General features: G+C 35.8%; 22 protein-coding genes. 10 read left to right on the top strand and 12 right to left on the bottom strand.

All coding sequences use genetic code 11. From position 1 onward, the window contains the following. Nucleotides 1-19 precede the first annotated feature (19 nt). The 3 genes from pfkA to CHRYMOREF3P_RS10360 all read right to left on the bottom strand — a co-directional run bounded on the left by pfkA (nt 20) and on the right by CHRYMOREF3P_RS10360 (nt 2,381). On the bottom strand, nt 20-1,006 hold the full coding sequence (gene pfkA / locus CHRYMOREF3P_RS10370; protein ID WP_149387061.1) for a 6-phosphofructokinase: 987 nt from the start codon (nt 1,004-1,006) through the stop codon (nt 20-22). Between the two features lie 83 nt (nt 1,007-1,089). Next, on the bottom strand, nt 1,090-1,968 hold the full coding sequence (locus CHRYMOREF3P_RS10365; RefSeq protein WP_180564550.1) for a DUF4846 domain-containing protein: 879 nt from the start codon (nt 1,966-1,968) through the stop codon (nt 1,090-1,092). A 71-nt stretch (nt 1,969-2,039) separates the two neighbouring features. Beyond that, a complete protein-coding gene (locus CHRYMOREF3P_RS10360; protein ID WP_180564549.1) occupies nt 2,040-2,381 on the bottom strand; it encodes a winged helix-turn-helix transcriptional regulator in 342 nt (113 codons plus the stop codon). 96 nt (nt 2,382-2,477) lie between these two features. On the opposite strand from CHRYMOREF3P_RS10360, the gene CHRYMOREF3P_RS10355 reads away from it, so the two are divergent. Continuing rightward, nucleotides 2,478-3,278, top strand: coding sequence for a DNA alkylation repair protein (locus CHRYMOREF3P_RS10355; protein ID WP_180564548.1), 801 nt, complete (start codon nt 2,478-2,480; stop codon nt 3,276-3,278). A 402-nt stretch (nt 3,279-3,680) separates the two neighbouring features. Here CHRYMOREF3P_RS10355 and CHRYMOREF3P_RS10350 read toward each other — a convergent pair whose 3' ends face one another. Both CHRYMOREF3P_RS10350 and CHRYMOREF3P_RS10345 read right to left on the bottom strand, forming a co-directional pair. Further along, nucleotides 3,681-4,439, bottom strand: coding sequence for a TIGR03915 family putative DNA repair protein (locus tag CHRYMOREF3P_RS10350; RefSeq protein WP_077419001.1), 759 nt, complete (start codon nt 4,437-4,439; stop codon nt 3,681-3,683). Nucleotides 4,440-4,602: 163 nt separating this feature from the next. Next, a complete protein-coding gene (locus tag CHRYMOREF3P_RS10345) occupies nt 4,603-5,862 on the bottom strand; it encodes a putative DNA modification/repair radical SAM protein (RefSeq protein ID WP_077419002.1) in 1,260 nt (419 codons plus the stop codon). Between the two features lie 156 nt (nt 5,863-6,018). Here CHRYMOREF3P_RS10345 and CHRYMOREF3P_RS10340 point away from each other — a divergent pair, with 156 nt between their 5' ends. The 5 genes from CHRYMOREF3P_RS10340 (at nt 6,019) to sucC (ending at nt 11,574) form a co-directional block, all read left to right on the top strand. Continuing rightward, complete coding sequence (locus tag CHRYMOREF3P_RS10340; RefSeq protein ID WP_180564547.1) at nt 6,019-7,347, top strand: hydroxymethylglutaryl-CoA reductase, degradative; 1,329 nt, start codon at nt 6,019-6,021, stop codon at nt 7,345-7,347. Between the two features lie 166 nt (nt 7,348-7,513). After that, on the top strand, nt 7,514-8,584 hold the full coding sequence (locus CHRYMOREF3P_RS10335; RefSeq protein WP_077419004.1) for a hypothetical protein: 1,071 nt from the start codon (nt 7,514-7,516) through the stop codon (nt 8,582-8,584). A 1-nt stretch (nt 8,585) separates the two neighbouring features. Next, a complete protein-coding gene (locus CHRYMOREF3P_RS10330; protein WP_047096689.1) occupies nt 8,586-8,972 on the top strand; it encodes a DUF423 domain-containing protein in 387 nt (128 codons plus the stop codon). A 2-nt stretch (nt 8,973-8,974) separates the two neighbouring features. Further along, a complete protein-coding gene (locus CHRYMOREF3P_RS10325; protein WP_077419005.1) occupies nt 8,975-10,252 on the top strand; it encodes a chloride channel protein in 1,278 nt (425 codons plus the stop codon). Between the two features lie 131 nt (nt 10,253-10,383). Further along, complete coding sequence (gene sucC / locus CHRYMOREF3P_RS10320) at nt 10,384-11,574, top strand: ADP-forming succinate--CoA ligase subunit beta (RefSeq protein WP_047386334.1); 1,191 nt, start codon at nt 10,384-10,386, stop codon at nt 11,572-11,574. Between the two features lie 93 nt (nt 11,575-11,667). On the opposite strand, the gene CHRYMOREF3P_RS10315 is transcribed toward sucC, so the two are convergent. Both CHRYMOREF3P_RS10315 and CHRYMOREF3P_RS10310 read right to left on the bottom strand, forming a co-directional pair. Beyond that, nucleotides 11,668-12,129, bottom strand: coding sequence for a hypothetical protein (locus CHRYMOREF3P_RS10315; RefSeq protein WP_180564546.1), 462 nt, complete (start codon nt 12,127-12,129; stop codon nt 11,668-11,670). Nucleotides 12,130-12,372: 243 nt separating this feature from the next. After that, on the bottom strand, nt 12,373-13,257 hold the full coding sequence (locus tag CHRYMOREF3P_RS10310) for a mechanosensitive ion channel family protein (protein ID WP_077419007.1): 885 nt from the start codon (nt 13,255-13,257) through the stop codon (nt 12,373-12,375). Nucleotides 13,258-13,351: 94 nt separating this feature from the next. Here CHRYMOREF3P_RS10310 and CHRYMOREF3P_RS10305 point away from each other — a divergent pair, with 94 nt between their 5' ends. After that, nucleotides 13,352-13,987: a peroxiredoxin gene (locus tag CHRYMOREF3P_RS10305; protein WP_077419008.1), complete on the top strand. Its 636-nt coding sequence runs from the start codon at nt 13,352-13,354 to the stop codon at nt 13,985-13,987. Nucleotides 13,988-14,084: 97 nt separating this feature from the next. On the opposite strand, the gene CHRYMOREF3P_RS10300 is transcribed toward CHRYMOREF3P_RS10305, so the two are convergent. The 3 genes from CHRYMOREF3P_RS10300 to CHRYMOREF3P_RS10290 form a co-directional block, all read right to left on the bottom strand. Further along, nucleotides 14,085-14,675, bottom strand: a complete 591-nt coding sequence (locus tag CHRYMOREF3P_RS10300; protein ID WP_047379061.1) for an outer membrane beta-barrel protein — start codon at nt 14,673-14,675, stop codon at nt 14,085-14,087. Nucleotides 14,676-14,931: 256 nt separating this feature from the next. Further along, nucleotides 14,932-15,447 carry a hypothetical protein gene (locus CHRYMOREF3P_RS10295; RefSeq protein WP_077419009.1) on the bottom strand — a complete coding sequence of 172 codons (516 nt, stop codon included), beginning with the start codon at nt 15,445-15,447 and terminating at the stop codon, nt 14,932-14,934. Nucleotides 15,448-15,543: 96 nt separating this feature from the next. Further along, the gene (locus tag CHRYMOREF3P_RS10290) at nt 15,544-17,781 is read right to left on the bottom strand and encodes a TonB-dependent siderophore receptor (protein WP_180564545.1); all 2,238 of its coding nucleotides are present in this window, start codon (nt 17,779-17,781) and stop codon (nt 15,544-15,546) included. A 181-nt stretch (nt 17,782-17,962) separates the two neighbouring features. On the opposite strand from CHRYMOREF3P_RS10290, the gene CHRYMOREF3P_RS10285 reads away from it, so the two are divergent. After that, a complete protein-coding gene (locus CHRYMOREF3P_RS10285; protein ID WP_180565769.1) occupies nt 17,963-19,018 on the top strand; it encodes a Gfo/Idh/MocA family oxidoreductase in 1,056 nt (351 codons plus the stop codon). A gap of 152 nt (nt 19,019-19,170) precedes the next feature. Here CHRYMOREF3P_RS10285 and CHRYMOREF3P_RS10280 read toward each other — a convergent pair whose 3' ends face one another. Next, nucleotides 19,171-21,066, bottom strand: a complete 1,896-nt coding sequence (locus tag CHRYMOREF3P_RS10280) for an ABC-F family ATP-binding cassette domain-containing protein (RefSeq protein ID WP_180564544.1) — start codon at nt 21,064-21,066, stop codon at nt 19,171-19,173. A gap of 209 nt (nt 21,067-21,275) precedes the next feature. On the opposite strand from CHRYMOREF3P_RS10280, the gene CHRYMOREF3P_RS10275 reads away from it, so the two are divergent. Both CHRYMOREF3P_RS10275 and CHRYMOREF3P_RS10270 read left to right on the top strand, forming a co-directional pair. Further along, complete coding sequence (locus CHRYMOREF3P_RS10275) at nt 21,276-21,788, top strand: 5' nucleotidase, NT5C type (protein WP_077419012.1); 513 nt, start codon at nt 21,276-21,278, stop codon at nt 21,786-21,788. Nucleotides 21,789-21,933: 145 nt separating this feature from the next. After that, complete coding sequence (locus CHRYMOREF3P_RS10270) at nt 21,934-23,589, top strand: alpha/beta fold hydrolase (protein WP_180564543.1); 1,656 nt, start codon at nt 21,934-21,936, stop codon at nt 23,587-23,589. Between the two features lie 93 nt (nt 23,590-23,682). Here CHRYMOREF3P_RS10270 and CHRYMOREF3P_RS10265 read toward each other — a convergent pair whose 3' ends face one another. After that, nucleotides 23,683-24,546: a glycoside hydrolase family 25 protein gene (locus CHRYMOREF3P_RS10265; RefSeq protein WP_180564542.1), complete on the bottom strand. Its 864-nt coding sequence runs from the start codon at nt 24,544-24,546 to the stop codon at nt 23,683-23,685. Between the last annotated feature and the right edge of the window lie 40 nt (nt 24,547-24,586).

The raw sequence follows: 24,586 nt of genomic DNA, 5'->3' as shown, positions 1-24,586 counted from the left end.
TATTAGATTATAAAAATAATTAGATTGCTAAAATTTTTGAAATCAGTAAAAGATCTTCATTGATTTCGTTATGTTTTTTAATGGCTTCTTCAATAGGCGTATACGTCAGATCGTTGGAACGCATTCCTGCCATTACATTGCTTTGTCCTTCCATTAATCCTGTTACAGCACCATAGCCTAATCTGCTTGCCAAAACTCTGTCTGCACAGCTTGGAGAACCTCCTCTTTGCATGTGTCCCAAAATTGCTACACGAATGTCATAATCAGGGAATGTCTGTTTTGTTTTTTCGGCAAGTTCATACACATTGGCTAGTTTTTCACCTTCTGCAACCACCACAATGCTTGATGCTTTTCCTGTTTTTTCTGCATCTCTGAATTTCGCGAAAAGTTCATCAATACTATCTTTTTTCTCAGGAATTAAAATATCTAAAGCTCCCGTTGCCAATCCACTGTTTAACGCAATAAAACCAGCATCACGACCCATAACTTCTACAAAGAAAACTCTGTTGTGAGAAGTTGCAGTATCACGGATTTTATCAATGGCATCCATGGCAGTATTCAAAGCAGTGTCGTATCCGATGGTATTATCTGTTCCGAAAATATCGTTGTCGATCGTTCCCGGGATACCGATTACTCTGATTCCGAATTCTTCATTAAAGATTTTTGCACCGGTGAAAGTTCCGTCTCCACCAATACAAACCAATCCGTCTATTCCAAGCTTTACGCAATTGTCATAAGCTTTCTGACGGCCTTCTTTTGTTCTGAATTCAGCGGATCTGGCAGACTTTAGAATTGTTCCACCTTGGTTGATTATATTTTTTACGGAACGGGCTCCCATTTTCAGGAAATCATTGTTGATAAGACCGTTGTAGCCTTCTCTCACCCCGTAGCATTCGATATTATAGTAATTGGCGGTTCTTACTACCGCTCTTAACGCCGCATTCATACCCGGAGAGTCACCTCCTGAAGTAAGAACTGCAATTTTTTTTACAGCACTCTCTTTCATCAAGAAAAAAATTTCGAACACAAATTTACAAAAACAAGTTCAGATTATCGTAGTAACTTTCCAATAGTTTTGAATATAAATTATTAAAAGCTTCTGAAGTTTGTAGGTTTAAAAAAATATCGTGCAGTTTTAGTTTCCTGAGCATCGATATCCAGGTCATACCAGGGTGTAAAATAGGGGTTAAAAGGATTGGAGAGTACATGAATAGATTGTGCCGGTGTAAATCCTTCACTCAATAAAAACAATCTTTTCCCTTCCTTATTGCGGCAGACACCGGAAATAAAAACAATATGTCCCGGACTTCCCGGTGTGATCAGAATATCTCCGGTTTTAAGATCTGAATTTTTTGTTACAGGTTTTGTTTCTTTATGTAATGAAATCGTTCCCGCATAATTAAAGATCAGATCCAGATAATTTCTGAAACTCTGATAAGAGTCATCAAAAGCCGCAGCTTTTCTGAAGCTGACCGAATTTCCACTGACAAATGCTCTCGTCCCGTTTTTGTAGTCATTCCAGCTGAGAAGATCACCACTGGTAAAATGAAATTTGATCGCGTCAAATTTTTTCGATTTATAAAGATATTCAGCCCTCATACGGATTGCCGCATCAGCACATTGCTGCAAGTCTTTATTTCCTGTATCAATATCAAAAACGGCTTCATGAAGATGCTGGGTAGAAATAGGAGTTCCGTCATATTTTAAAATTTGACTGGCATAAGGTTTCAGCTTAAAATTTTCAATAAAATATCCGAAAGAATCCGGTTTTTCTTCACTCCATTCATAGCCTTCAGGAGGAGAAAATCTTTCACGGATGGTATTTTTATCCTTATGGATTTTTAAAGCAGTTTCTGCGATTAAATGTTCGTTCTTATCCGGTTCAGGCAGTAAGCGGTCTGATAACTTTTCTTTTGTACAGCCTGTGAGAAGTAAAAATCCTGTGATTCCAGTGATAATCTTTTTCATGTGTTTTTAGTGAACACAAATATCATTTTTTTTCGCAGATCTGCCAATACATAATCTGAAAATCTGTTAGTTTAATGGCCTTTTTTCTCCGGAATCAACAATTTTCCCCAATCATTCAATTGCCAGAGGATTTCCACCAGCTTTTCGCCAAGTTCTGTTAAAGTGTATTCAACCCTTGGGGGAAGTTCATTATAAGACTGTTTCGTTAGAATACCGTCTTCTACCATCCCCATCAATTGCTGATTCAAAACTCTTCGGTCCACTTTAGCGATACCGCGCAGAAATTCACTCGGACGTTTTTTTCCTTCATTGATCTGCCACACAATAGGAATTTTCCATTTTCCACTGATGGTATTAACGGCTACTTCCAACGGACAAATTTTATTTTCTTCAGCTCTTTCCTTTGTTTCCATAAAATTGACTTTTTTATCCCTATGGGTGAAAAATATACGGTATTGCTTTTGTCCGGTTAGTTTCAGACTTTTGTAAAGATAATCATTAAAAACAGCATGTCAGAAAAACGAAAAGGGCCCCGTTCCATTAAAGATATTCCACCGGATATTCTGGAACAGCTGAATCGGGGAGAAATTGAAACCGCCAATCTTACAGAATGGCTTGCAGTAGATCAAAGGCTCTTGTTGGAGAATTTACTTCAGCAGAATAACCGGATTGACTATTTAAAACCTGTTTTAGAAAATGTAGATCAACTGAAAAAGCAAACTGTCAACACTGTTAACGAAGCTATTGGAGTTGAGCTTTTAAATTTAACCATGAGAAATAATGATGACGAATTTTTGTTTGGACTCTCCACACATCCGGCAGATCTCGTGCGTTGCTGGGCAGCTTATACCATTGGAAGAAACAATGACTTGAAACTTAAAGAAAAATTAAAAAGCATCCAGTCTTTCGCTTCTGATTCCCATTTTGGAGTGAGAGAGATTTGCTGGATGACTGTGCGTCCGGATATCTCAAAAAATCTTGATGAAAGTATATCTATTTTATCAGAATGGACTCAGCATAACAATGAAAATGTAAGACGTTTTGCCAGTGAATCTACCTGGCCGAGAGGAGTCTGGTGTGAACATATTGATGCTCTAAAACAAAATCCGGGACTAGGCCTTGAAATTTTAGAACCTTTACGATCAGATTCATCCCGATACGTACAGGATAGTGTCGGCAATTGGCTTAATGATGCCAGCAAATCACAACCTGAGTTTGTAGTGGAAATCTGTGATGAATGGCTTCGGGAAAGTTTCACAAAAGAAACCCAGTACATCGTAAAGAAAGCCTTGCGGACTATCAAAAAGTAAAAGTTATCCACAAATTAGAAATGTTGATTCGGTTTTTTAATATGTAGGTCATAGATTTACATAGGTTTATATGCTCTTTTTATATTCCTTTTCTTCTTTGGGAATGACTTTTTTTACTCAATTTTCACATAAAAATTGATGTTGAAATATTTTCAATATTAACTATATGTTAATTGAAAAAAGTTATCCACAATATGAGTTTTCGATTAATGTGGATTCTATCTGTCACTAAATTAATAATTTAAATAAAATTAAAAAATGAAGACTTGAAATACAGTCTTTTCTTTGTTGGAAAAAAAAAGTTATCCACAATATGGAATTATTGAGTTTGATTTGAGCTCATATGATAAGGATTCAAGATAAACTTATCTGTAAAAATTGCATTATCTGCTGCCGATTATGTTACCATTTTTCAGTCAAATATTTCCAGTATCTTTTCGGAACATGCTGAATATGCAGTTTCATATTCTTTCGTTCCACAATATTGGTTTTTGTAAAATAACGCTGCCAAAGAGTTTGGTAATTTTTCTCTTCATCATGGAATTTCTGCTGATAATTATTGAAATCAATTCTTTCTTCAGGATAGAAAAAGTCACAGGTATCCAGATCATAAAGAATTCCGTAGTTTCTTCTCAGATCATAGATCATCCATTTCTGATCCTGATACCGGTCATTAAAATGTTTTCGGATTAACGGAAGAACATTGAAGTCGGGATCTATTTTAGAGAAGAAAACATCATCTTTCATCTTTTCAAAGCGGACAAAAGCTGTCATTCTATGTCTTTCCCTGTCTACAGATTTCCCGATTTTAGAAATTGTTAAAATATCAGAATCTGCAAAATTTTCAAGAATATTTTCTTCCGGATGCTTGATAGATTGCCTTACAGCAGATAAGATGAGGTTTTCAAGATCGGGTTCCTCTGATAAAAAAACTTTTAAAAGCTTATGGACGCCCACTTTCCCGATATTCTGTTCCAATTTGTTGAGAACCCGCTCAGATTTTTCCGTTTGAGTAATAACTTCATGAATTTCCGCAAAAATATTTTCCTGATGAAAACGCTCTCTACTGGCAATTTCTACCTCTTTATAACGATATTCGAAAACTTCAAATATCGCGGTGAAAAGACCATCGAAACTTCCATCATAGAGTAGGGTTGTCATATATTTAGCTTAAAATTAAATTTAGTTGGCTTGTCATTCTGAACGATATAAAATGAAGTAAAGAATCTGGTTACTGAAGAACTCTTCCTTCGTCAGAATGACAACAATGTTTATTATAAATTTGTGGCCTTTCGTGAAAATATTTGTGTGATTTGTGTTGAAATCAAAATAAACTTAACTGTTGTGAGAATTGATTGTGAAACTTTGATGAGCTTCCACCTATCAACAGTTTTCTGAAGTTTTTATCTGTTAAATACCTTAAGTATGCGTTACCTGCATTGAAATCAATAAAATATTTTGCGCGGTTGACAGCTGCTCCTAATTTTTTTAATTGATCCATGGTTAAAATCTGAAAACGTCTTGCACTGATGATTTTTTGAGCCGTTTTTACTCCAATTCCCGGAATTCTTAAGATAATTTGGTAGTCGGCAGTCTGAAGGTTAACAGGAAACTGGTCCAGATTCCGCAATGCCCAGCTTAATTTTGGATCTACTTCCAGGTCGAGAAAAGGAATATTCGGATCTAAAATCTCTTCTGCTTTAAAACCATAAAATCTCATCAGCCAGTCAGACTGATACAATCGGTTTTCACGAAGCATAGGAACTTCGGTTGTTAAAGAAGGTAACCGCTGATCTTCCAGAACCGGAACATATCCTGAATAATAAACCCTTTTCAGATTGAAATTTTTATAAAAATGATCGGCAACTTTAATGATCTGGAGGTCGTTTTCATTGGTTGCTCCTACAATCATCTGGGTAGACTGCCCTGCAGGAGCAAATTTGGGAACTTTCTTTAAGACTTTCTTTTCATCCTGATATTGGGTAATTCCTTTCTGAATATACCGCATTGGGTTGATCATATCTTGTCTGTTCTTTTCAGGAGCCAATAGCTTTAATCCACTTTCTGTAGGGATTTCAATGTTTACTGATAAACGATCTGCGTACAGAGCTGCTTCCTGCATAAGATCATCACTCGCTCCAGGAATAGATTTCAGATGAATATAACCGTTAAAGTTTTCTTCGAGGCGCAGCTTTTTGGCTACTCTCACCAGACGTTCCATTGTTGTGTCTGCATTTTTGAATATTCCTGAACTCAGAAATAGACCTTCAATATAGTTTCTGCGATAAAAATTGATCGTAAGATCTACTACTTCTTCTACTGTAAAAGCTGCTCTTTTGATATCATTTGAACTTCTGGAAACACAGTACGCACAATCATAAATACAATGATTGGTCAGGAGAACTTTAAGAAGAGAAACACATCGTCCGTCTTCCGTATAAGTGTGGCAGATTCCACTTGCGGAACTGTCTCCTAAAGCTCCTTTTTTATTCTTTCTGGAGCCACCGCTGGATGAACATGAAACATCATATTTCGCTGCATCAGCAAGGATTTCCAGTTTTTCTTTAAGACGGTCAAAATTCATATTTTTAAATGATTGATATGTTTTGTATCTGAATTGTATTTGAATTTTGTTCAAATTTAGTTCCAAAATTGATAAAAGTCAATCTTTTTTCATAGAAGTTATCAACAAAAAAGAGCCTCAAAATCATTATATTTACGGCTCATTAAAGTTTATATCATGAATCATAAACCAATCGAAGGTTTTTCCAAGCTTCCAAAGGAGGGGAAAATCGACTGGCTCGTAAACGAATATCTTGAAGGAAACCAGGAATATCAAAATATATTAAAACAATATTGGAATGATGATGCAGATCTTCAGAAGCTTCACGATGAGTTTTCTGAAAATACCATCTCCAATTTTTATATGCCTTACGGAATTGCTCCGAACTTTTTGATCGACGGAAAATTGTTGGCACTTCCAATGGCTGTTGAAGAAAGTTCAGTAGTAGCGGCCGCTTCCAAAGCTGCGAAATTCTGGATCGATAAAGGAGGTTTTAAAACAACGATTATCAACACTGAAAAACTGGGCCACACCCATTTTATTTTTGATGTTGAACCTCACAAATTACTGCATTTCTTTAATTTCAGTTTAAAGAAAAAATTACTTGAAGCGACAGAAGATATCACGGCGAACATGAGAAGACGCGGTGGTGGTATTTTAAATATCAGTCTGGTGGATAAAACTGCAGAAATGCCTAATTACTACCAGCTGAAAGCAAGTTTTGATACCGTGGATTCAATGGGAGCTAACTTTATCAACTCATGTCTTGAGCAGTTTGGGAAAACTTTGAGACAGGAAGTGGCAACCAGCGAGGACTTCACTCAGGAAGAAAAGAATTCACTGCAGATTGTGATGAATATCCTTTCCAACTTTACGCCTGACTGTATCGTGAGAGCTGAGGTTTCCTGTAAAATGGAAGATTTAAAAGATGACAGCGGAATTTCTCCTGAAGAATTCGCTTCTAAATTCAAACAGGCAGTCACTATCGCAGAAATTGAACCTTACCGTGCAACAACTCACAATAAAGGAGTAATGAATGGGGTAGATGCTGTTGTAATCGCTACCGGAAATGATTTCAGAGCAACAGAAGCCTGTGCACACGCCTATGCTGCAAGAGATGGGCAATACAGATCTTTGACACACTGTACAACAGACAACGGAGTATTCAGATTCTGGATTGATCTTCCTATTTCTGTAGGAGTTGTAGGAGGACTTACGAATCTTCACCCTTTGGTAAAATTCTCGTTAGCACTTCTTGGAAAACCTTCTGCACAGGAACTGATGAGTATTCTGGCAGTTTCAGGTCTTGCACAGAACTTTGGGGCATTGCGTTCTCTGGTAACTACAGGAATTCAGAAAGGTCATATGAAAATGCACTTATTGAATATTCTGAACCAGTTGGGAGCTACGGAAGAAGAAAAGCAGCACTTTGTAACGTATTTCAAAGATAAGACAGTGAGCCACCATGAGGTGATCAATGAATTTAACAGAATGAGAGGAAACTAATGTTACAGATCATTTTGCCCATTGTATTCCTTCTTTTTGGGTTATTTTTAAAGAAAACAAATCATGAAGGTTTCAGAAGCTCCAAGAGATTTGCCAATATGTTTATCATACTGGGAATTTCTACATTGGTTGCTAAGTTTATTCTAATGTACCTAAAATCGAAATAGTGAAAAAAAGTATTGTATTTTTCTTACTGATTTCCGGGTTAAGTTTTTCACAACAGCAAAAAGTGAAAATAAGTAATCTGCGGCCAAAAACTGAAAACGCTGTTTTTCCGGTTGTTTCTTATCCTGAAAATCCGAGAGTAGAAAATAAAATCAATACATTTCTGCAGGTAGATCAGCTGGAATATGTTCCCGGATCTGGCGGTAATCCTTTTAAACTGGCTTCTACAGCAACAAATTCCTATTCAAACTATGTTTATTTTTATAGTTGGGATAAGATTGAGACTCCTAAAAATATTCTGAGTATTGCAATAGATGGTGAAGCTTCGGGAGCGTATCCGGAAGAGTTTACAGACTGGAAAAATTTCGACCTGAGAACCGGAAACTATATCAACCCTGAAGATTTATTTCAAGCAGAGAGCTTTAAAACCATCAATGGTTTAATTCAAAAGAGAATTCAAAAAAGAGTTGGTGATTTTTTAAACCAACTGAAATCTGAAAAAAATCCTTCGGAAGAAACTCAGGATCAAATTGCTCTGTATGAAGATTGTTTCATGGAGTATACTTTGAACGGTATCAAATATTTTTTCGGAAAGGATAAACTTACTTTTGTAGCAGGTAGATGTTCTAATCATGCGATGAGGGCATTGGATGATCTGGGAAGCCACGAAATAGAATTTACTTATAAAGAGCTTGACAAATATTGGAGTTCCTATGCAAAAAACTTGATTTCCGGTTCTGAAAAACTTAACAAAACAAGTCCTGGCAATAAATTGTTTAAAGGAAAAATTGATGGTAAATATCCCATTACAGTTCTGATTAACGGAATCAATGAGGATGATTCGTTTTCAGCAATGTACTGGTATGATAAGAATAAAAAACCTATCAATTGGAGAGGAGAATTTATCCATGATCATTTTTCCATTACAGAAGATGATTATCATAGCGAGGAACTGAAGGAATGGATTCCAAGAGCTTTGATAGAAGCCGATTTGAAAGGAAATAAAATCATAGGAACTTGGCAAGATTATAAGACAAAGAAATATTTAACCTTAGAATTAGAAGAGTTATAAAATGAAAACAATTACTTTAGTTTTTGGAGCGGTTTACGGAATGGTGTCTGTGATCCTGGGGGCATTTGGAGCGCACGCTTTAAAGAAAATATTAGCTGTGGAAAGACTGGAAAGTTTTGAAACAGGAGTAAGGTATCAGATGTATGCAGCCTTTTTTCTGCTGATCATCGGGTATATCTTAAAATTTGAAACTTCTGCTGAAAAATGGACTTCCATTTTAATGATTGCAGGAACATTGTTGTTCTCAGTGAGTATCTATTTCCTGAGTATGCAGGATTATTTGGGAATGAACCTTAAATTCTTAGGACCTATCACTCCGCTTGGAGGTCTGATGATGATCTTAAGTTGGGGAATGCTTATCTTTTATTTTGCTAAAAACAGAATTTAAGAATGAAAATTAACAGAAGAAGACGGTTAATAAAAACATTCAATCTCTTAGATCAACCCATCAGATTCAATCCGTTTGTATTCAGCCGTACTTTTTTTATGTGGGCTGTTACAGGCCTTGTAGGTGGTATTATTGCCGGAGGATATTGGATCGTATTGGAACATTTCACTGAATTCCTGGCCGAATTTCAAGGCTGGCAAGTGATTCCGACAATGGCAATCTGCGGGTTATTGGCTGGGTTAGTGATTCATTTTATCGGTGATCCGGGAGAAATTCATTTGATCGTTAATAACATCAGATTCAATAAGGGAAAACTGGAGCCTAAGAACAATCCATCAATGATCCTTTCATCTTTATTTTGTGTAGCATCAGGAGGAAGTTTAGGGCCTGAAGCGCCTTTGGTACAGGTCACCGGATCTACGGGAACCTGGCTGGGGAAAATTTTCAGATTGAAAGGCGAAGAGCTGAGGTCTTTGAGTATTGCGGGTATGGCTTCAGGTTTTACGGCATTGTTTGGAGCTCCGCTTGGAGGAAGTCTTTTTTCCCTGGAAATACTGCATCATAAACATGCGGTAGAATATTATAAAGCCATTATTCCTGCGTTGGTAGCAAGCTGTTTCAGTTATCTGATGTTTGCTTTGATTATCCATTTAGGAATCGGGGCAACCTGGGATCTGAAAGCGTATCATTATACAGGAGTATATGATTTTCTATATGCTGCACTGTTCGGAATTGTGGGAACATTTTTTGGATGGATTTTCATTTTTGTAGTCAAATTTTTCAAGAAAGTTTTCGAATACAGAGCGTTCCCAATATATATTAAAACATTAGTAGGAGGAATTATTTTAGGAATCATTGCCTATAATTTCCCTATTACAAGATACTTTGGACATAACGAGATCAATCAGCTGATCGGTGGCAATTTCGGATTGAATTTTTTAATCCTGATTTTGGTTTTTAAAATACTGGCTATTGCCATTACGGTAACTTCAGGATGGAGAGGAGGATTTATCATTCCGCTGTTCTTTGTAGGAACAACATTGGGACTCATTATTCATAATTTATTTCCAGGTGTAGATACCACATTAGCAATTGTAAGCTGCATGGCAGCAATCAATGCGTGTGTAACAAGAACACCGATGAGTACTACCATTATCTTAGGAACACTTACCGGGTTTACCTATTTTGTACCAATATTATTTGCGAGTCTTACAGGATATTTTCTGGCTCCAAGAATTCCGTTCATCGGATCACAATCTGAGAAATTAGTGGAAGAATAAAGGAAATTTGAATGATATGTTAAAAATCAAGTCGATCAGACTTTAATTTTTAAGTCAATAAACTTGAACTTCCATGTCTTTTTAGTAAATTTGTCAACCTTTAAATATTAAAATAAAATAATAAAAATAATATGAATCTTCACGAGTATCAATCAAAAGAGATTTTATCAAAGTATGGAGTAGCTATCCAACGTGGTTTCGTTGCAAACAACGTAGAAGAAGCTGTAGCAGCTGCTGAAAAATTGACTGCTGAAACCGGAGCACAGGCTTGGGTTGTAAAAGCGCAGATTCACGCAGGTGGTCGTGGTAAAGGTGGGGGTGTTAAGTTTTCTCCAAACATGGATAAACTTAAAGAGAACGCTCAGAATATCATCGGAATGCAGTTGGTAACTCCTCAAACTTCTGCTGAAGGTAAAAAAGTACACTCTGTTTTGGTTGCAGAAGATGTTTATTATCCAGGAGAATCTGAAACTAAAGAATTTTATGTTTCTATTCTTTTAGATAGAGCTGAAGGAAAAAATACAATCGTATATTCTACTGAAGGTGGTATGGATATTGAGCACGTTGCAGAAGTAACTCCTCATTTGATCCACAATGAACTTATTGATCCGGCTATCGGTCTTCAAGGATTCCAGGCTAGAAAAATTGCTTTCAACCTAGGTCTTGAAGGAAATGCATTCAAAGAATTTGTGAAATTTATTTCATCTCTTTACAATGCTTATACAGGAATTGATGCTTCTCTTTTCGAAATCAACCCGGTATTAAAAACTTCTGATAACAAGATTATCGCTGTAGATGCTAAAGTAACTTTAGATGACAACTCATTGTTCCGTCACAAAGATTTAGCTGAACTTAGAGATACAAGAGAAGAAGATCCAATGGATGTAGAAGCTGGTGAAGCTGGTCTTAACTTCGTAAAACTAGATGGTAACGTTGCTTGTATGGTAAACGGAGCTGGTCTTGCAATGGCAACTATGGATATCATCAAATTATCAGGTGGTAACCCTGCTAACTTCCTTGACGTAGGAGGTACTGCTGATGCTCAGAGAGTACAGACTGCTTTCGGAATCATCTTAAGAGATCCAAACGTAAAAGCTATTTTGATCAACATCTTCGGAGGTATTGTAAGATGTGACAGAGTTGCTCAGGGAGTTGTAGATGCTTACAAAGCTATGGGTAGCCTTCCGGTTCCATTGATCGTAAGATTACAAGGGACTAATGCTGTAGAAGCTAAAAAATTAATTGACGAGTCTGGTCTTCCGGTACACTCTGCAATTACTTTAGAAGAAGCTGCAAACAAAGTAAAAGAAGTTTTAGCTTAATCTGAAACTTTCAAATAAATAGAAAACCGTTCCATTTTTGGAACGGTTTTTTTTGTTATTATTTTAAGTGTTGAACATTAAAATAATATGATTTTATTTCTTGAATTCTTCCAGCCAGTAAAGATCCAGAACATTGGGTGCAATTTTTAAATCCGGCCTGAAAATCAATATTCCTTTTACAAAATTTTTGAGTAACAGATTCCCATTTGTAATCACTATATCAATATTTAAATTGACAGTTTTTCGGGTGGCTTTCTTTAATGCAGGGTCAAAGAGATGAATGCATAAACTAGGAGCAGATTCATCATACTCAGTCAATAACACATCATATTTCCCCGATTCCGGATTTGAATGAAGCTCAGCATAGGTTATGGAATATAAAATGTCCCGGTTGCAGTAATGGTGGATTCCTTTTTCATCAACAATAATATGGGTAGTTGTATTTTTGGAATTTTTCTGAAAAAGCATCCAGACACAAAAACTTAGGATTGCCATAAAAAGGACAATTAAAACAATCTTTATTCCTACAGAGATTTCTTTTGCATTTATTACCATTACAGCCATTATTATAACGGATGAAGGGGTCAAAATTAAAAAAGATCCGCCAATTATCTTAATCAATAAAGCAAGCCCTTTTGAAGTTTTTGATTCAATAGGTAGGAATGAATTGGATTGTGATGACATTATTTTGTGGATTAAGATCTTATATAAAAGTAAGAAATTATGTAATAACAATTTGGATCCAAAAACGAAGGGAGTATATACCTTAATTAAACCGGTGAATTAATATGAAAACATTTATTTATCCTGGTTTTCATGTAAATTATTCTCCCCATTGGTAATACTGATGCTTGTAGGCGTTACCAGCTGAACTTTATCCACATCAAAACGCTCTTTAATACCTAAATAAGCCTTACTTCTTACCTGAGCCAGGTTAGCACCCACTTTTATCCAGAACTTCACCTGAAGATTAAATGCACCTTGTTTCAGGTCTGTAAAGATGACCTCAATGGTGTCTAATTTATCCACATTGTCAAGGTTTTTAATCACATCCAGAATTCCTTTCTGTGCTATACTGATATCTTCATCAGCTGGAATTTCAAAATTTAAAATAATCCTGCGCTGTGGGGAAGCAGTAATATTATAAAACGGCGCATTGAAAACAACCTGATTGGGAATATAAGCCTTCTTTCCATCATCAGTAAGAATTTTGGTCGTTAAAAACCCGATTTCCTGTACCGTTCCTGAATGTGCTCCAATGGTAATATAATCACCTACTTTATATGCTTTGTCAATTCCAATCAGCATTCCGGAGAAAATACTGGATACAAGATCTTTCAGGGCAACCCCTGCAATAACCCCTGCAACTCCCAGACTTCCGATAAACTTCCAGAGAAAGCCGCTGAAACCCATTATTTCAAGGGCAATAAAAGTTCCCATCAGCATGATCAGGAATCTGAAGATACTGATTAAAGTAACTAATGAACTCTCTTTTTTGCTCTTCGGGAAGAATTTGTGGAAGAGTTTTACGGCTATCTGGCTTAAATATTTACTGGTAATCAGGAAAAATGTAAATACTAAAATTCCGACAATAAGTTTGGGGGTAAGCTCAGCAAATGTCACATACCAGTTTTCCAATACTTTATAAACAAGATCTACATACCTGAGTCCGGTCTTCTCCATGAATAAAATTTTAATTAAAGATATAAATTTTCATCAAAAAATTTGCCAGTTCCAAAAAGTCTACTAAATTTGTAGACTATAAAAGAAACGCATTATGTCAATTAAACTAGGAGATACGGCACCCAACTTTCAGGCAGAGTCATCTTTAGGTGATATCAATTTCTATAATTATCTGGGAGATTCCTGGGGGATTTTGTTTTCACATCCTGCAGATTATACCCCGGTATGCACTACAGAGTTGGGATATACTGCAAAATTGCAGTCTGAATTTGCTGCCAGAGGAACGAAAGTGATTGCTTTAAGTGTAGATGGAGTAGAGGATCATCAAAACTGGGTAAAAGATATTAATGAAACTCAGAATACCAATGTCCGGTTTCCTATTATTGCTGATAAAGACAGAAAAGTTTCAGAGCTGTATGATTTTATTCATCCTAATGCTTCGGTGACGGCTACTGTACGTTCTCTTTTGATTATTGATCCTTCCAAAAAAGTAAGACTGATTATTACCTATCCGGCCTCTACAGGAAGAAATTTTGACGAAATCCTTAGAGTGCTGGATTCTCTACAATTGGTAGATAATTATCACGTAGCCACTCCTGTTAATTGGGAAAATGGAGAAGATGTCATTGTTCCGCCAACGATTTCTACAGAAGAAGCACGCAAGATATTCCCAAAAGGAGTGACAGAAATAAAACCCTATTTACGATACACGCCACAGCCCAATACATGATTTATTTGATTTTTTATAGTTTAGTTTTAATTTGTACGAAAAGCGCCCCGGAATAAAATTCCGGGGCGCTTTCATTTTTTTATAAGTATTTCAGTGATTACTTAACGTCGTTGATGATTTGTTTTGCTTTAGACGTTGGAAGGTAAATCTGGAATCCTAAACCAAAAGTAATTTTGTTAGTATATCCACCGCTTCCGAATCCTGCATTTGCATCATATTTCACTAAACCTTCCAATCCGATGTTTGGAGTGATGAAGTAAGAATAACCAGGCCCGAATCCGAAGTTAAGACCGTTAGAAGAAGAACCTCCTTTAGAGATTGACATCCCTCCAACACCTACGTTACCTTCGAAGAACCATCTTCCGTGGTGAAGCAAGTTGTTTACTCCTTGTTCTCCTGGGTTAAGGTAATAACGCCCTAATGCTCCTACATTATATGTAAAAGTAGTGGGTGCATCTTTAGCTCCTTTGAAGCCTAAATCCACATATCCCCCAACTGCAATATTATCTTCAATGAAATATGCTCCTTTTGGCTGAATTGCAAAGTCGTATCCTGCTCCTTCATTTAAACCAAAATTTGCCCCTGCAAGGTTACCCCCTACCATCCAATTACCTTTTTGAATCTGAGCGTTTGCGGTTGCTGTTAAACCTGCTACGGCTAATATCCCTGTTAAAATAAGTTTTTTCATAATTTATTATTTTAATAATTAAATGTTTATTATTCACGTGTTATAGAAAAAACAATAAATGTGCCAGACTCTTAATTTTAGGTAATTTTTCTAAATAAACGTTAATATTATCAGGAAGTTATAATTCATCTTTTTAACATATTCGCTGAGGATTCCATAATGATAAAGAAAATAAAAGGTGGGTTTTAAAAAGAAAATGATAAAAAAGAATAATAATTTCAAGTGCTTTTTTCCTTTTGTTCAGTTTCCTGATTATTTAAACAAATAAAAGGATTATAGATATGATCAGTCCTGCAATAGTAAACTTGATTCCGCGTTTGAAAGCTTTGGTTTTAGGATTAAACATCCAGAAACTTGAAATTACAAAAAAGAAAAGAGAAACTCCGAAGAATACACTTAGAGGAGATATAGCATCCTTTGACTGTGACTTGTGAAGGGAAACCATTTTATCTAATACGAAAGGTAATTCTTTCTTGGTATACTTTGCTTTTCCGGTTGCACTGTCATAAGTTCCCTGTTTAAAATAAAGAATGCTTCCTTCTGTTTTTTCCACCTCAAGACCTTTCATCTTCAGTTCTTTTTTCAGTTCTTTTTCAGAAAGATTGGCTGCAATGTTCTTTTCATATTTTTTTTCGTTCTTCAGAAAATCAGTGTCTCTGTACACCAGAAGGATTCCACTTAATGAATACACGGCCATAATTCCGGCAAGGAAATATCCCAGATAACGGTGCGTAATTCTCATGAAACTTCTTGTGTCTTTAATCTTATCCATATCTTATTGTTTTGTTTTTGTTTTAAAATTTCAAAAGTGGAAACTGCAAAAATGCAATTTCCACTTTTAATGAAAGAATTATTATAAAAAAGAATTCTAAAGTCTATATGTCAGCGTGAAATAGTAGTTTCTCGGAGTGATAGGATTCACTGAATAATTTTCGTGAACATTATAGTTTTCGACATCAAACAGGTTGCCCACTTTCCCTTGGATTGAGAATTTTTTCCACTCATACCCTACAGATACCATTACGGTAGTGTAATCTTTTAAAGCAAATGATCTACTGATTCCATTACGCGCACCTAAGCCGGTAGAACCATTTTTAGTATCATTCCATCCAGCTAATCTATCACCGATGAAGTAAGCTCCTGCGCCTACTTTCAATCCCTTTGCAAAACGTGTGAATTTATAAAATACAGAAGCGTTAGCTGTTGTAGCTGGTGTTCTTACCAATCTTTGTTTCTCAACATATCCAAAACCGTCTGGTGTATCAAGATATACAGAGTTGTTGTAAGAGAATCCTCCAATAATGGATAAATTTTCTGTTGGATTTCCAGTGATATCCAATTCAACACCACGGCTTCTCATTTTTCCTGCGAATTCTTTATAGAATGAATCTGAATTCGCCTGCCCGTTTGCTAATTGAGGTGCGGTTTGATAATAGTTATTGTAAACAATTTGATATGCTGTCAGGTTTACAGCTAAAGCATTATTCCAAAAATTCTTTTTTACTCCTGCTTCATATTGATCAATAGTAGTAGGCTTTAATGCTTGCTCATAAATGTCTTTTCCAGTATTTTGAGCAAAAGAATTGGTGTAGGTTGCAAATACAGAAAGGTTATCATTTGGCATATATACTAAACCAGCTTTTGGAGAAAATGCTCTGTCTGATATAGCAGTATTTTTTTGATCAACATCTCCAAGGTCGTTTGAAAATGTGTTTTTAGTATTAGTCATTGTTTCTAAATAAGACCATCTTAAACCAGCAATTACTTTAAACTGTTTGGTAAGGCTTATGAAATCCTGAATGTAAATACCAAATCTTTGTGTAGGAATTCTTGTTCTGTCTTTTAAAGAAGCATCAGGCATTTTTCCACTAGCCCAACTTGATGAATCATCTAAATAAAGGTTGTTATTAATGGGTGAAGTATTGCCATTAGTCCCATAAATAGTTGGATTGGTATAAGTGTAGTTATTTTGAACACCATAGTCTCCATCAGTACCAATTAAAACCTTATGATTGATTTTTCCGGTATTGAACTCTCCATTAATATTAACTTGTAATGAAGTGTAATTTTGTTCGTTAAATGTTTTATTTAAAGGTCTTTGCCAGAAAAGACGGTTCGTGTTCTTTTCATATCCCCATTGTACTCTTTCAGTAGAATAGTAGTCCTTAGTATAATTCTGATAAGAAGCTACAGTATTTAATGACCATTTTTCAGTAAACTGATGATTAAAAGTGATGTTGGTAGAAACTTGTTCTACATTTTGATATTGCCAGTCGGCTCCTAAGAAAGCATTTTTAGGGAGTAGGTCATTGATTTTATAACTTCCATCAGGATTGGTGATGGATCCAAGACCGAAATCAGGAGTAAAATTATTCTTAAGATAATCTGCTTCAACGATCAATTGCGATTTTGGGCTTAAATTGAAAAGGAATGAAGGATTGAAGTAATATTTTTCTGATTCTACAACATCTCTGAAACTTTCTGCATATTCGTAAGCTCCATTTATTCTGAAAGCAATATTCTTTGATAAAGGGCCGTAAATATCAACTGTTGGTTTATAAGAATTCCAGCTACCACCATTTAATCCAATACTTCCACCAAAATTGAATTTAGGCTTCTTTGTAATCATGTTGATGATACCACCTGCAGCAGCATTACCAAATAACATTGCATTTGCCCCTTTTAAAACTTCAACTCTTTCCAGACCACTTACTTCAGGAAAAACGCCGCTATTTACTCTTGTTCCGTTTTTGAAGATATTATCATTTCCTAAAATGAAACCACGTCCACCAAAGCTATCCTGAGAATTTCCTCTGGATGAAGTAACATACATTCCGTTTACATTCTGAAGAACATCGCTAAGCTGTTTTGCTTGCTGTTGCTCAATGATTTCGTGGGTAACAATAGCAATAGGCTGTGGATTTTCCATTACCGTCAGGTTTGATTTTGTCGATAATGGTCTTGCCTGGTTAGGATTTCCTGTTTTGTGAAGATTAATATCCTCAATGGTCTGAGTTCTGATGGTGTCTGCTTCCGCATTTTTCATCTGTGAACTCGCTGAAACAGCGATAAATAGAAGACCTAAAGAAAGTAGTTGTCTTTTCATTTTATTTTTATGTAGAACAGTTTTAAATAAGGCGCAAATGTAAGTATTTGTTTAGAATAGATAAAAATAAATTTATGATTTAAATCATATTCTTGCAGCTGATGAGATGGATTATTTCTATACCTCCTTTAGACTGGAGAATAGAGAATTTTTTATGAATATATTTGTTGAAAATTATAATATGCAATTGGTAAAAGCAGGGCTTTGTGCCTTTGGAATGAGTGGAAAAGTATTCCATGCTCCCTTTTTAAAGGAACATCCGGGATTTTTTATATCTGCTGTAGTGGAAAGAAGCAAGGAAGAATCTAAAGAGAAATATCCTGAAGCAACCATTTACCGTTCTGTAGAGGAAATGCTTCAGCATGCAGATGTAGAGCTGGTTATCATCAATACTCCTGTCCAGACTCACTATGAATATGCCAAAAAAGCTTTGGAAGCCGGAAAAAATATTATTGTAGAAAAACCCTTTACTGTAAATGTTTCCGAAGCTGAAGAACTGGTGCAGTTGGCAGAAGAAAAAGGATTGTTTTTAAGTGTGTATCAAAACAGAAGATTTGACAGGGACTTTTTACAGGTTCAAAAGATTTTAAATGATAAAAAAATAGGGAATATTAAAGAAGCTGAAATTCGTTTTGACAGATTCCGTACAACGCCTAGTGGAAAACAGCATAAAGAAAGTCCGGACCAGGTAGGCTCAGGAACACTTCATGATCTGGGAGCACATCTTGTAGACCAGGCTGTACAGTATTTTGGATATCCTGAAAAACTTTTTGCAGATGTATTTTCTATGAAAGGAAAAGAATTCGCAAATGATTATTTCGAGATTCTGCTATTCTATAAAAATGATCTGAGAGTAAGACTAAAAACATCGGTTTTCAGTAAAGAAGGTCACTACGCATATACTATTCACGGCGATAGAGGAACTTTTTTACAGGAAAGAACAGATAATCAGGAAAATGAATTAGTAGCAGGTGCAATTCCTGTATATGGTAAAGAATGGACCCAGCCATTGAAAGAAACGGATGGAATTTTAAACCTCCTGAATGATCAATCAGAAACAGAAAAAAGCCTTACGTCCAGTGAAGCCGGAAATTATATGGATTATTACCAGCAAATCTATGAGCACATTGTGTTTGGATATGCTTTACCGTCTCCGGGAAGAGAAGTTATTCAGAATATGAAAATTATTGATGCTTCCCTGGAAAGTGCAAAAGAAGAAAGAGTAATTAAATTATAAATTATAAATTATAAATGATGAATTATGAATGGATCAGATCATCTGAGAGTTTTAGGGTTTGAATGTAACCGGGTTGGAAACTTCTAATCACGACTGCTATCAACCTTGAACCTTAAACTTTGAACCTTAAATTCATTCATAATTCATAACTATTAAAGGATTTCCTGAAGCTCCAGCCATCTCATCTCATGGTTTTCCAGTTTTTCTGAAACTGTTTCCAGTTCGGAAGAGAGTTTGGCGATCTTTTCGTAATCAGCTTCATTGTTGAGTTGATCCAGAATTTTGGAACGCTGGTCTTCCAGTTCAGGCATTTCCTTTTCTATAGTTTCCAGTTCTTTTTGCTCTTTAAAAGTTAATTTTCTTTTTTTAGAGGCAGAAGCTGGAGCTGTTTCTGTTACAGCAACCACTTCTTTAACGGGCTCAGGTTTTACAATAGTGTTTTTTTCTAATGCTTCTTCACGGCTTCTTGCATCTCTGTATTCTGAGAAATTTCCTACAAAATTTCTGATTTTTCCGTCTCCTTCAAAAGCCAGAACATGATCTATAATTCTGTCCATGAAATATCTGTCGTGGGAAACGATAATCAAAGATCCCTGGAATTGCTGAAGGAAGTTTTCAAGAACCGTTAGCGTAGGAAGGTCCAGATCGTTCGTAGGTTCATCAAAAATCAGGAAATTGGGATTCTGATACAAAATATACATCAGGTGAAGTCTTCTCTTTTCCCCACCAGAAAGTTTGGAGATAGGAGAGTACTGAGTCTGATCATCAAATAGAAACAGCCTTAAGAACTGTGATGCAGATAAGCTTCTGCCATTGGCTAAAGGATAGAATTCTGCAATCTCCTTGATAAAATCAATCACACGCTCATCCTCTTTATAGGTAAGACCTTTCTGGGCGAAATAACCGAAAGATATAGTTTCTCCGGTTTCAATTTCTCCCTTATCAGCTTTTTCCAAACCTTGGATAATATTAAGCAGAGTAGATTTTCCTGCTCCATTTTTTCCGATAATTCCAACCTTTTCACCACGTTGAAACTGATAGCTGAAATCTTTCAGAAGAACTTTTGGTCCAAAACTTTTATCAATATGTTTAAGCTCAAGAATTTTATTTCCCAGACGCTTCATCTCAAAATCCAGTTCCAATCCATCTTTTCTGGTATCAGTTTTGGCAACCTTCTCCGTTTCGTAGAAAGCATCAATTCTGCTTTTTGATTTTGTGGTTCTGGCTTTCGGTTGTCTGCGCATCCATTCCAGCTCCTTTCTGTAAAGGTTATTGGCTTTATCAATAGTAGCATTTAGATTCTCCTCACGAATCATTTTGTTCTCAAGATAAGTAGCATATGAACCATTATGAACATAAAGGTTTCTATCTTCCATTTCCCAGATAATGTCACAAACACTGTCAAGGAAATATCGGTCGTGGGTTACAAGCAATAATGTGATTTTTGCCTTATTCAGATAGTTTTCAAGCCATTCTACCATATCCACATCCAGGTGGTTGGTAGGTTCATCCATAATAAGAAGCGTATGTCTGTGTTCGGCTCTTGTTTCCGTAAGAAGTTTAGCCAGCGCTACACGCTTGACCTGTCCTCCGGAAAGGGTTCCCATCTTGGCATCCAGATCAGTGATCTTAAGCTGGGAAAGAATCTGTTTCATTTCATTTTCCAGATCCCATGCCTTATGAGCTTCCATATCGGCCAATGCTTTCTCAATAAAATCATTATCAGTAGAATGAAGTGATTGATGGTAATTTTTAAGGGCAAGAATAGGTTTTGAATCCAGCGCCATCATAAATTCTTCAATGCTGATTTTAGGATCATAATCAATTTCCTGGTCAAATAATACCACCTGGATATCTTTGTTGATGATCGCAGTTCCACTGTCTGCAATTTCTTTACCCATTAATATTTTCAGAAGGGTAGATTTTCCACTTCCGTTTTTGGCAACAATAGCAATTTTATCCCCTTCATTGATGTGAAAAGTAATGTTTTCAAATAAAACTTTGATGCCGTATGATTTGGTAAGGTTTTCTGCAGAAACGTAATTCATTGGAAATTAATGGTTTGATTTTAATTTTGAATTGAACCGCAAAAATACGAAAATGTAACCTAAAATTTTCCGGAACCTCTTTTATAAAAATGAATATTTATAATTTTTTAATAGAGTTTACAGGCGGGCTGAAAAAACTATTCAGTAAATTTGATAAAACACAATGAATACATTTTTAATAATAAATAATACAAAATCTGATTGAAGTAATGAAAAAAGTAATTGTCGACATGGACGGGGTAATGGCGGATGTATATCATCAGCTGGTACAATTTGAAAAAAGAGATACAGGAAGAGAAATTGAAATCAGTGATTTGACAGGTAAGCCTGAAATAGAATCATTTCCGAATGGAAAAAAACACGTTAATGAAATAGGGTTTTTCAGAACCTTGCCTGTAATGGAGGGAAGCCGTGAAGCAATGGAATATCTGAATAATAAATATGATCTGTATATTGTATCTGCAGGCATGGAATTTCCCAACAGCTTAAGAGAAAAATATGATTGGCTTGCAGAACATTTTCCATTCATCACCTGGGAGCAGATCGTTCTTTGTGGAAGCAAAAAAGTAGTTTCCGGAGATGTGATGATTGATGACTATCCCAAAAATTTAGATCATTTTTCTGGGCAGAGATTAATATTTACCCAACCCCATAATGAACTGATAGAAAACGAGACTTACGAAAGAGTTCATTCATGGGAAGAAGTTATGAATATCCTTTAAAAACAGGGATTTTAAATGTTTTTTAGAATAATCATAAAAATAGCGGAAAGCTTTAAATGAATTTTAACTAAAGCTAGATTAAATTTAATAAGACGTTGTGAGAACAGGCTGTTGAAAAGAAATAAGTTTGCATCAAACTTTTAACATGAAAAAACGTAATACCTTATTCTTCCTTTTGTTGGCTTCTTCCTTCCATGCACAGATTATTTCCGGAACTATTATTTCTAAAAATGAAAATCAACCTGTTTCTTATGTGAAAATTGGCGTTGAAAAGAAAACAACCGGAACGATTTCTGACGAAAAAGGAAATTTTTCAATAGATCTTTCCAATCTGGATCCGCAGCAAAAGGTAAGAATCGAAGTACCTGGATATGACATTTATCAGGAAACAATCCAGGATTTTAAAAAGCATGATCAACAAAAAATATTTTTAACAGAGAAAACTAAAAATATTAAAGAGATAACCATTAAACCTAAAAAACTTGTTGATAAAAACTGGGGAGTAAATACAAAAACAAAAAGCGTCACGTACTCTGTTAATCCGGAATTTGACAAGAAAAGTTTTTTGGGAGAAACGGCTTTAGAATTCAATGCTAAGAAAAGATCTAAGCTTAAAAATATCAATCTGAATATAGCCAGCTATGTTTCTACCCAGCCGGTTTTAATGAGATACAGTATTTACAGTGAAAAAAATGGTTTCCCGGACAAAAATATTCTTGAAGAAGAGATTACTGTGGAACTTACTGAAAATATGATCAAAGATGGAACTTATACACTGGATGTCAACGATCGTAATATCTGGGTTCAGGGAAAATTTTTTATCGGAATACAGTTTTTAAAAGATTTTGATGGCAGAATTAAAATAAGTGCCGCTTTATTCAGAACCGGATTTATAAGAGAATTTTATGGAGACTGGCAGAAAATGACCATTGCTGCACCAGCGATTAATATTGATGTAAAAATGGATAAAAACGGAGACAATAATCCAGAAAACGAAGGCGGGTTTGTGGATGACAGCGCTGAAGCACTAATGCCTGATGTATCAAAATATGTTCAGGAATCGGAGCAGACGGTATATGGTCAGAATGCAGCTGCCGGGAAATATCTCAAACTTCAGGATACAGACCTTTATTATGAGATCTATGGTGAAGGAGAACCATTGATTCTGCTTCATGGAAATTCCGGAAGTATAAAAGATTTCTATCAGCAGATTCCTGTTTTATCAAAGCAGTACAAAGTAATTGCAATAGATACCAGAGGACAGGGAAAAAGTATAGATTCTTCAAAAAAGGATTTTACTTATAAAATGTTTGCTGATGATGTAAAGGCACTTATTGATCAATTAAAATTGAATAAAGTAAACATTACCGGCTGGAGTGATGGCGGAAATACAGGTCTTGAATTCGCTCTGAAATACCCGGAAAGACTTAATAAATTAATAACCATCGGAGCAAATGCTTTTCCTGATGGAGTAGATGATAAACTTACCGATCATTTTGAAAATAAAATGCTGGTCATGAAAGCACTGAAGGATTCTAAAAAGTTTAATGAACAAAGGCTTCTGAATATCATGCTTACACAGCCTCGTATCGCCAGAAAAGATTTAAATAAAATTGGAAGCAGAGTGTTGGTGATCGCCGGAGATAAAGATGTTATTAAACCAGAGCACACTGAACTTATTGCCAAAGAAATTCCTAATGCGGAACTCAAAATTTATAGCAATGCTACCCATATGATTCCTTTTGAAAATGCAGATCAACTCAATACAGATATTCTGAATTTTTTAGGGAAAAGCAATTAAGTTAAAGGCGGGAAGTGGCAAGATGGAGGCTGGAAGTTATATCAGTCAGAATATATACTCCCATCTTCCTGCTTCTACCTTCCTTTCTTGTTTCTAATCCAGAGTTAGCCTTCTTAGCGACCAGGAATTACCATTATAAATATCAAGATCCACTTTGGCGTTGATGCCATGCACAATTCCGTTTTCTGTAAACTGCCAGAAATCCCACTGATCATCGGGAGACGGAGACGGAACATCATTGTAATTGGCCAGCCATAATGGATAGCCTTCAAATTCACCTTTCAGAAAATCTTTATGATAATGATAATAGGTGTAAATGATAGGTTTTTCACCATAAGCCTCCTCTACAATTTTGCACCAGACTTTCAGATCTTCAATCAGTTTTTTATTCGTTTTACGTTTTGGAATTTTTTCAATATCAAGAATAGGAGGGAGATCTCCGCTTTCAAGTTTTACGTTTGCTAAAAAGTTGTTGGCTTGAATAACAGGATCTTCGTCAGCTCTGTAAAAATGGTATGCGCCACGGATAAGATCATTTTTTTTAGCCATTTCCCAGAACTCCTCAAAATGCTTGTCGGCACTTCGGTTTCCCATCGTAGCACGCATTACGACGAATTCCAGCGGAATGGTTTTGTTACCAATGCTGAGACTGTCCCATTTGATATCTTCCCTGCTCTGATAATGAGAAACATCAAAACCATAGGTCTTATCAAGGTTGCTCGTTAAAATCCTCTGAATTCTTGCGGCTTCTCTTTCACTGTTGTGGAGTTTCTTGTGGGTAAATTTGTTAAAGTACAATGCGTAATAATAGCTGATGGATTGCTTTAAATAAAAGCCGGTTCCGATAAGAGCTACAATTAAAATAGCCAATATTACCTTTCTGCGGAAAAAATAGTTCTTCCGTCTTGTTTTATGGAGCTGTTTGGCAGTTTTTTTGGTGTACTTTTTTGGTGTCATAAAGTTTTGCAAAACTAACTTTTTTCACTGCTAAATGCTA

It is taken from the genome of Chryseobacterium sp. JV274, from assembly GCF_903969135.1.
GTDB lineage: Bacteria > Bacteroidota > Bacteroidia > Flavobacteriales > Weeksellaceae > Chryseobacterium.
Note: the sequence above shows the minus strand (reverse complement) of the source record. Positions and strands in the feature narration are given on the sequence as shown.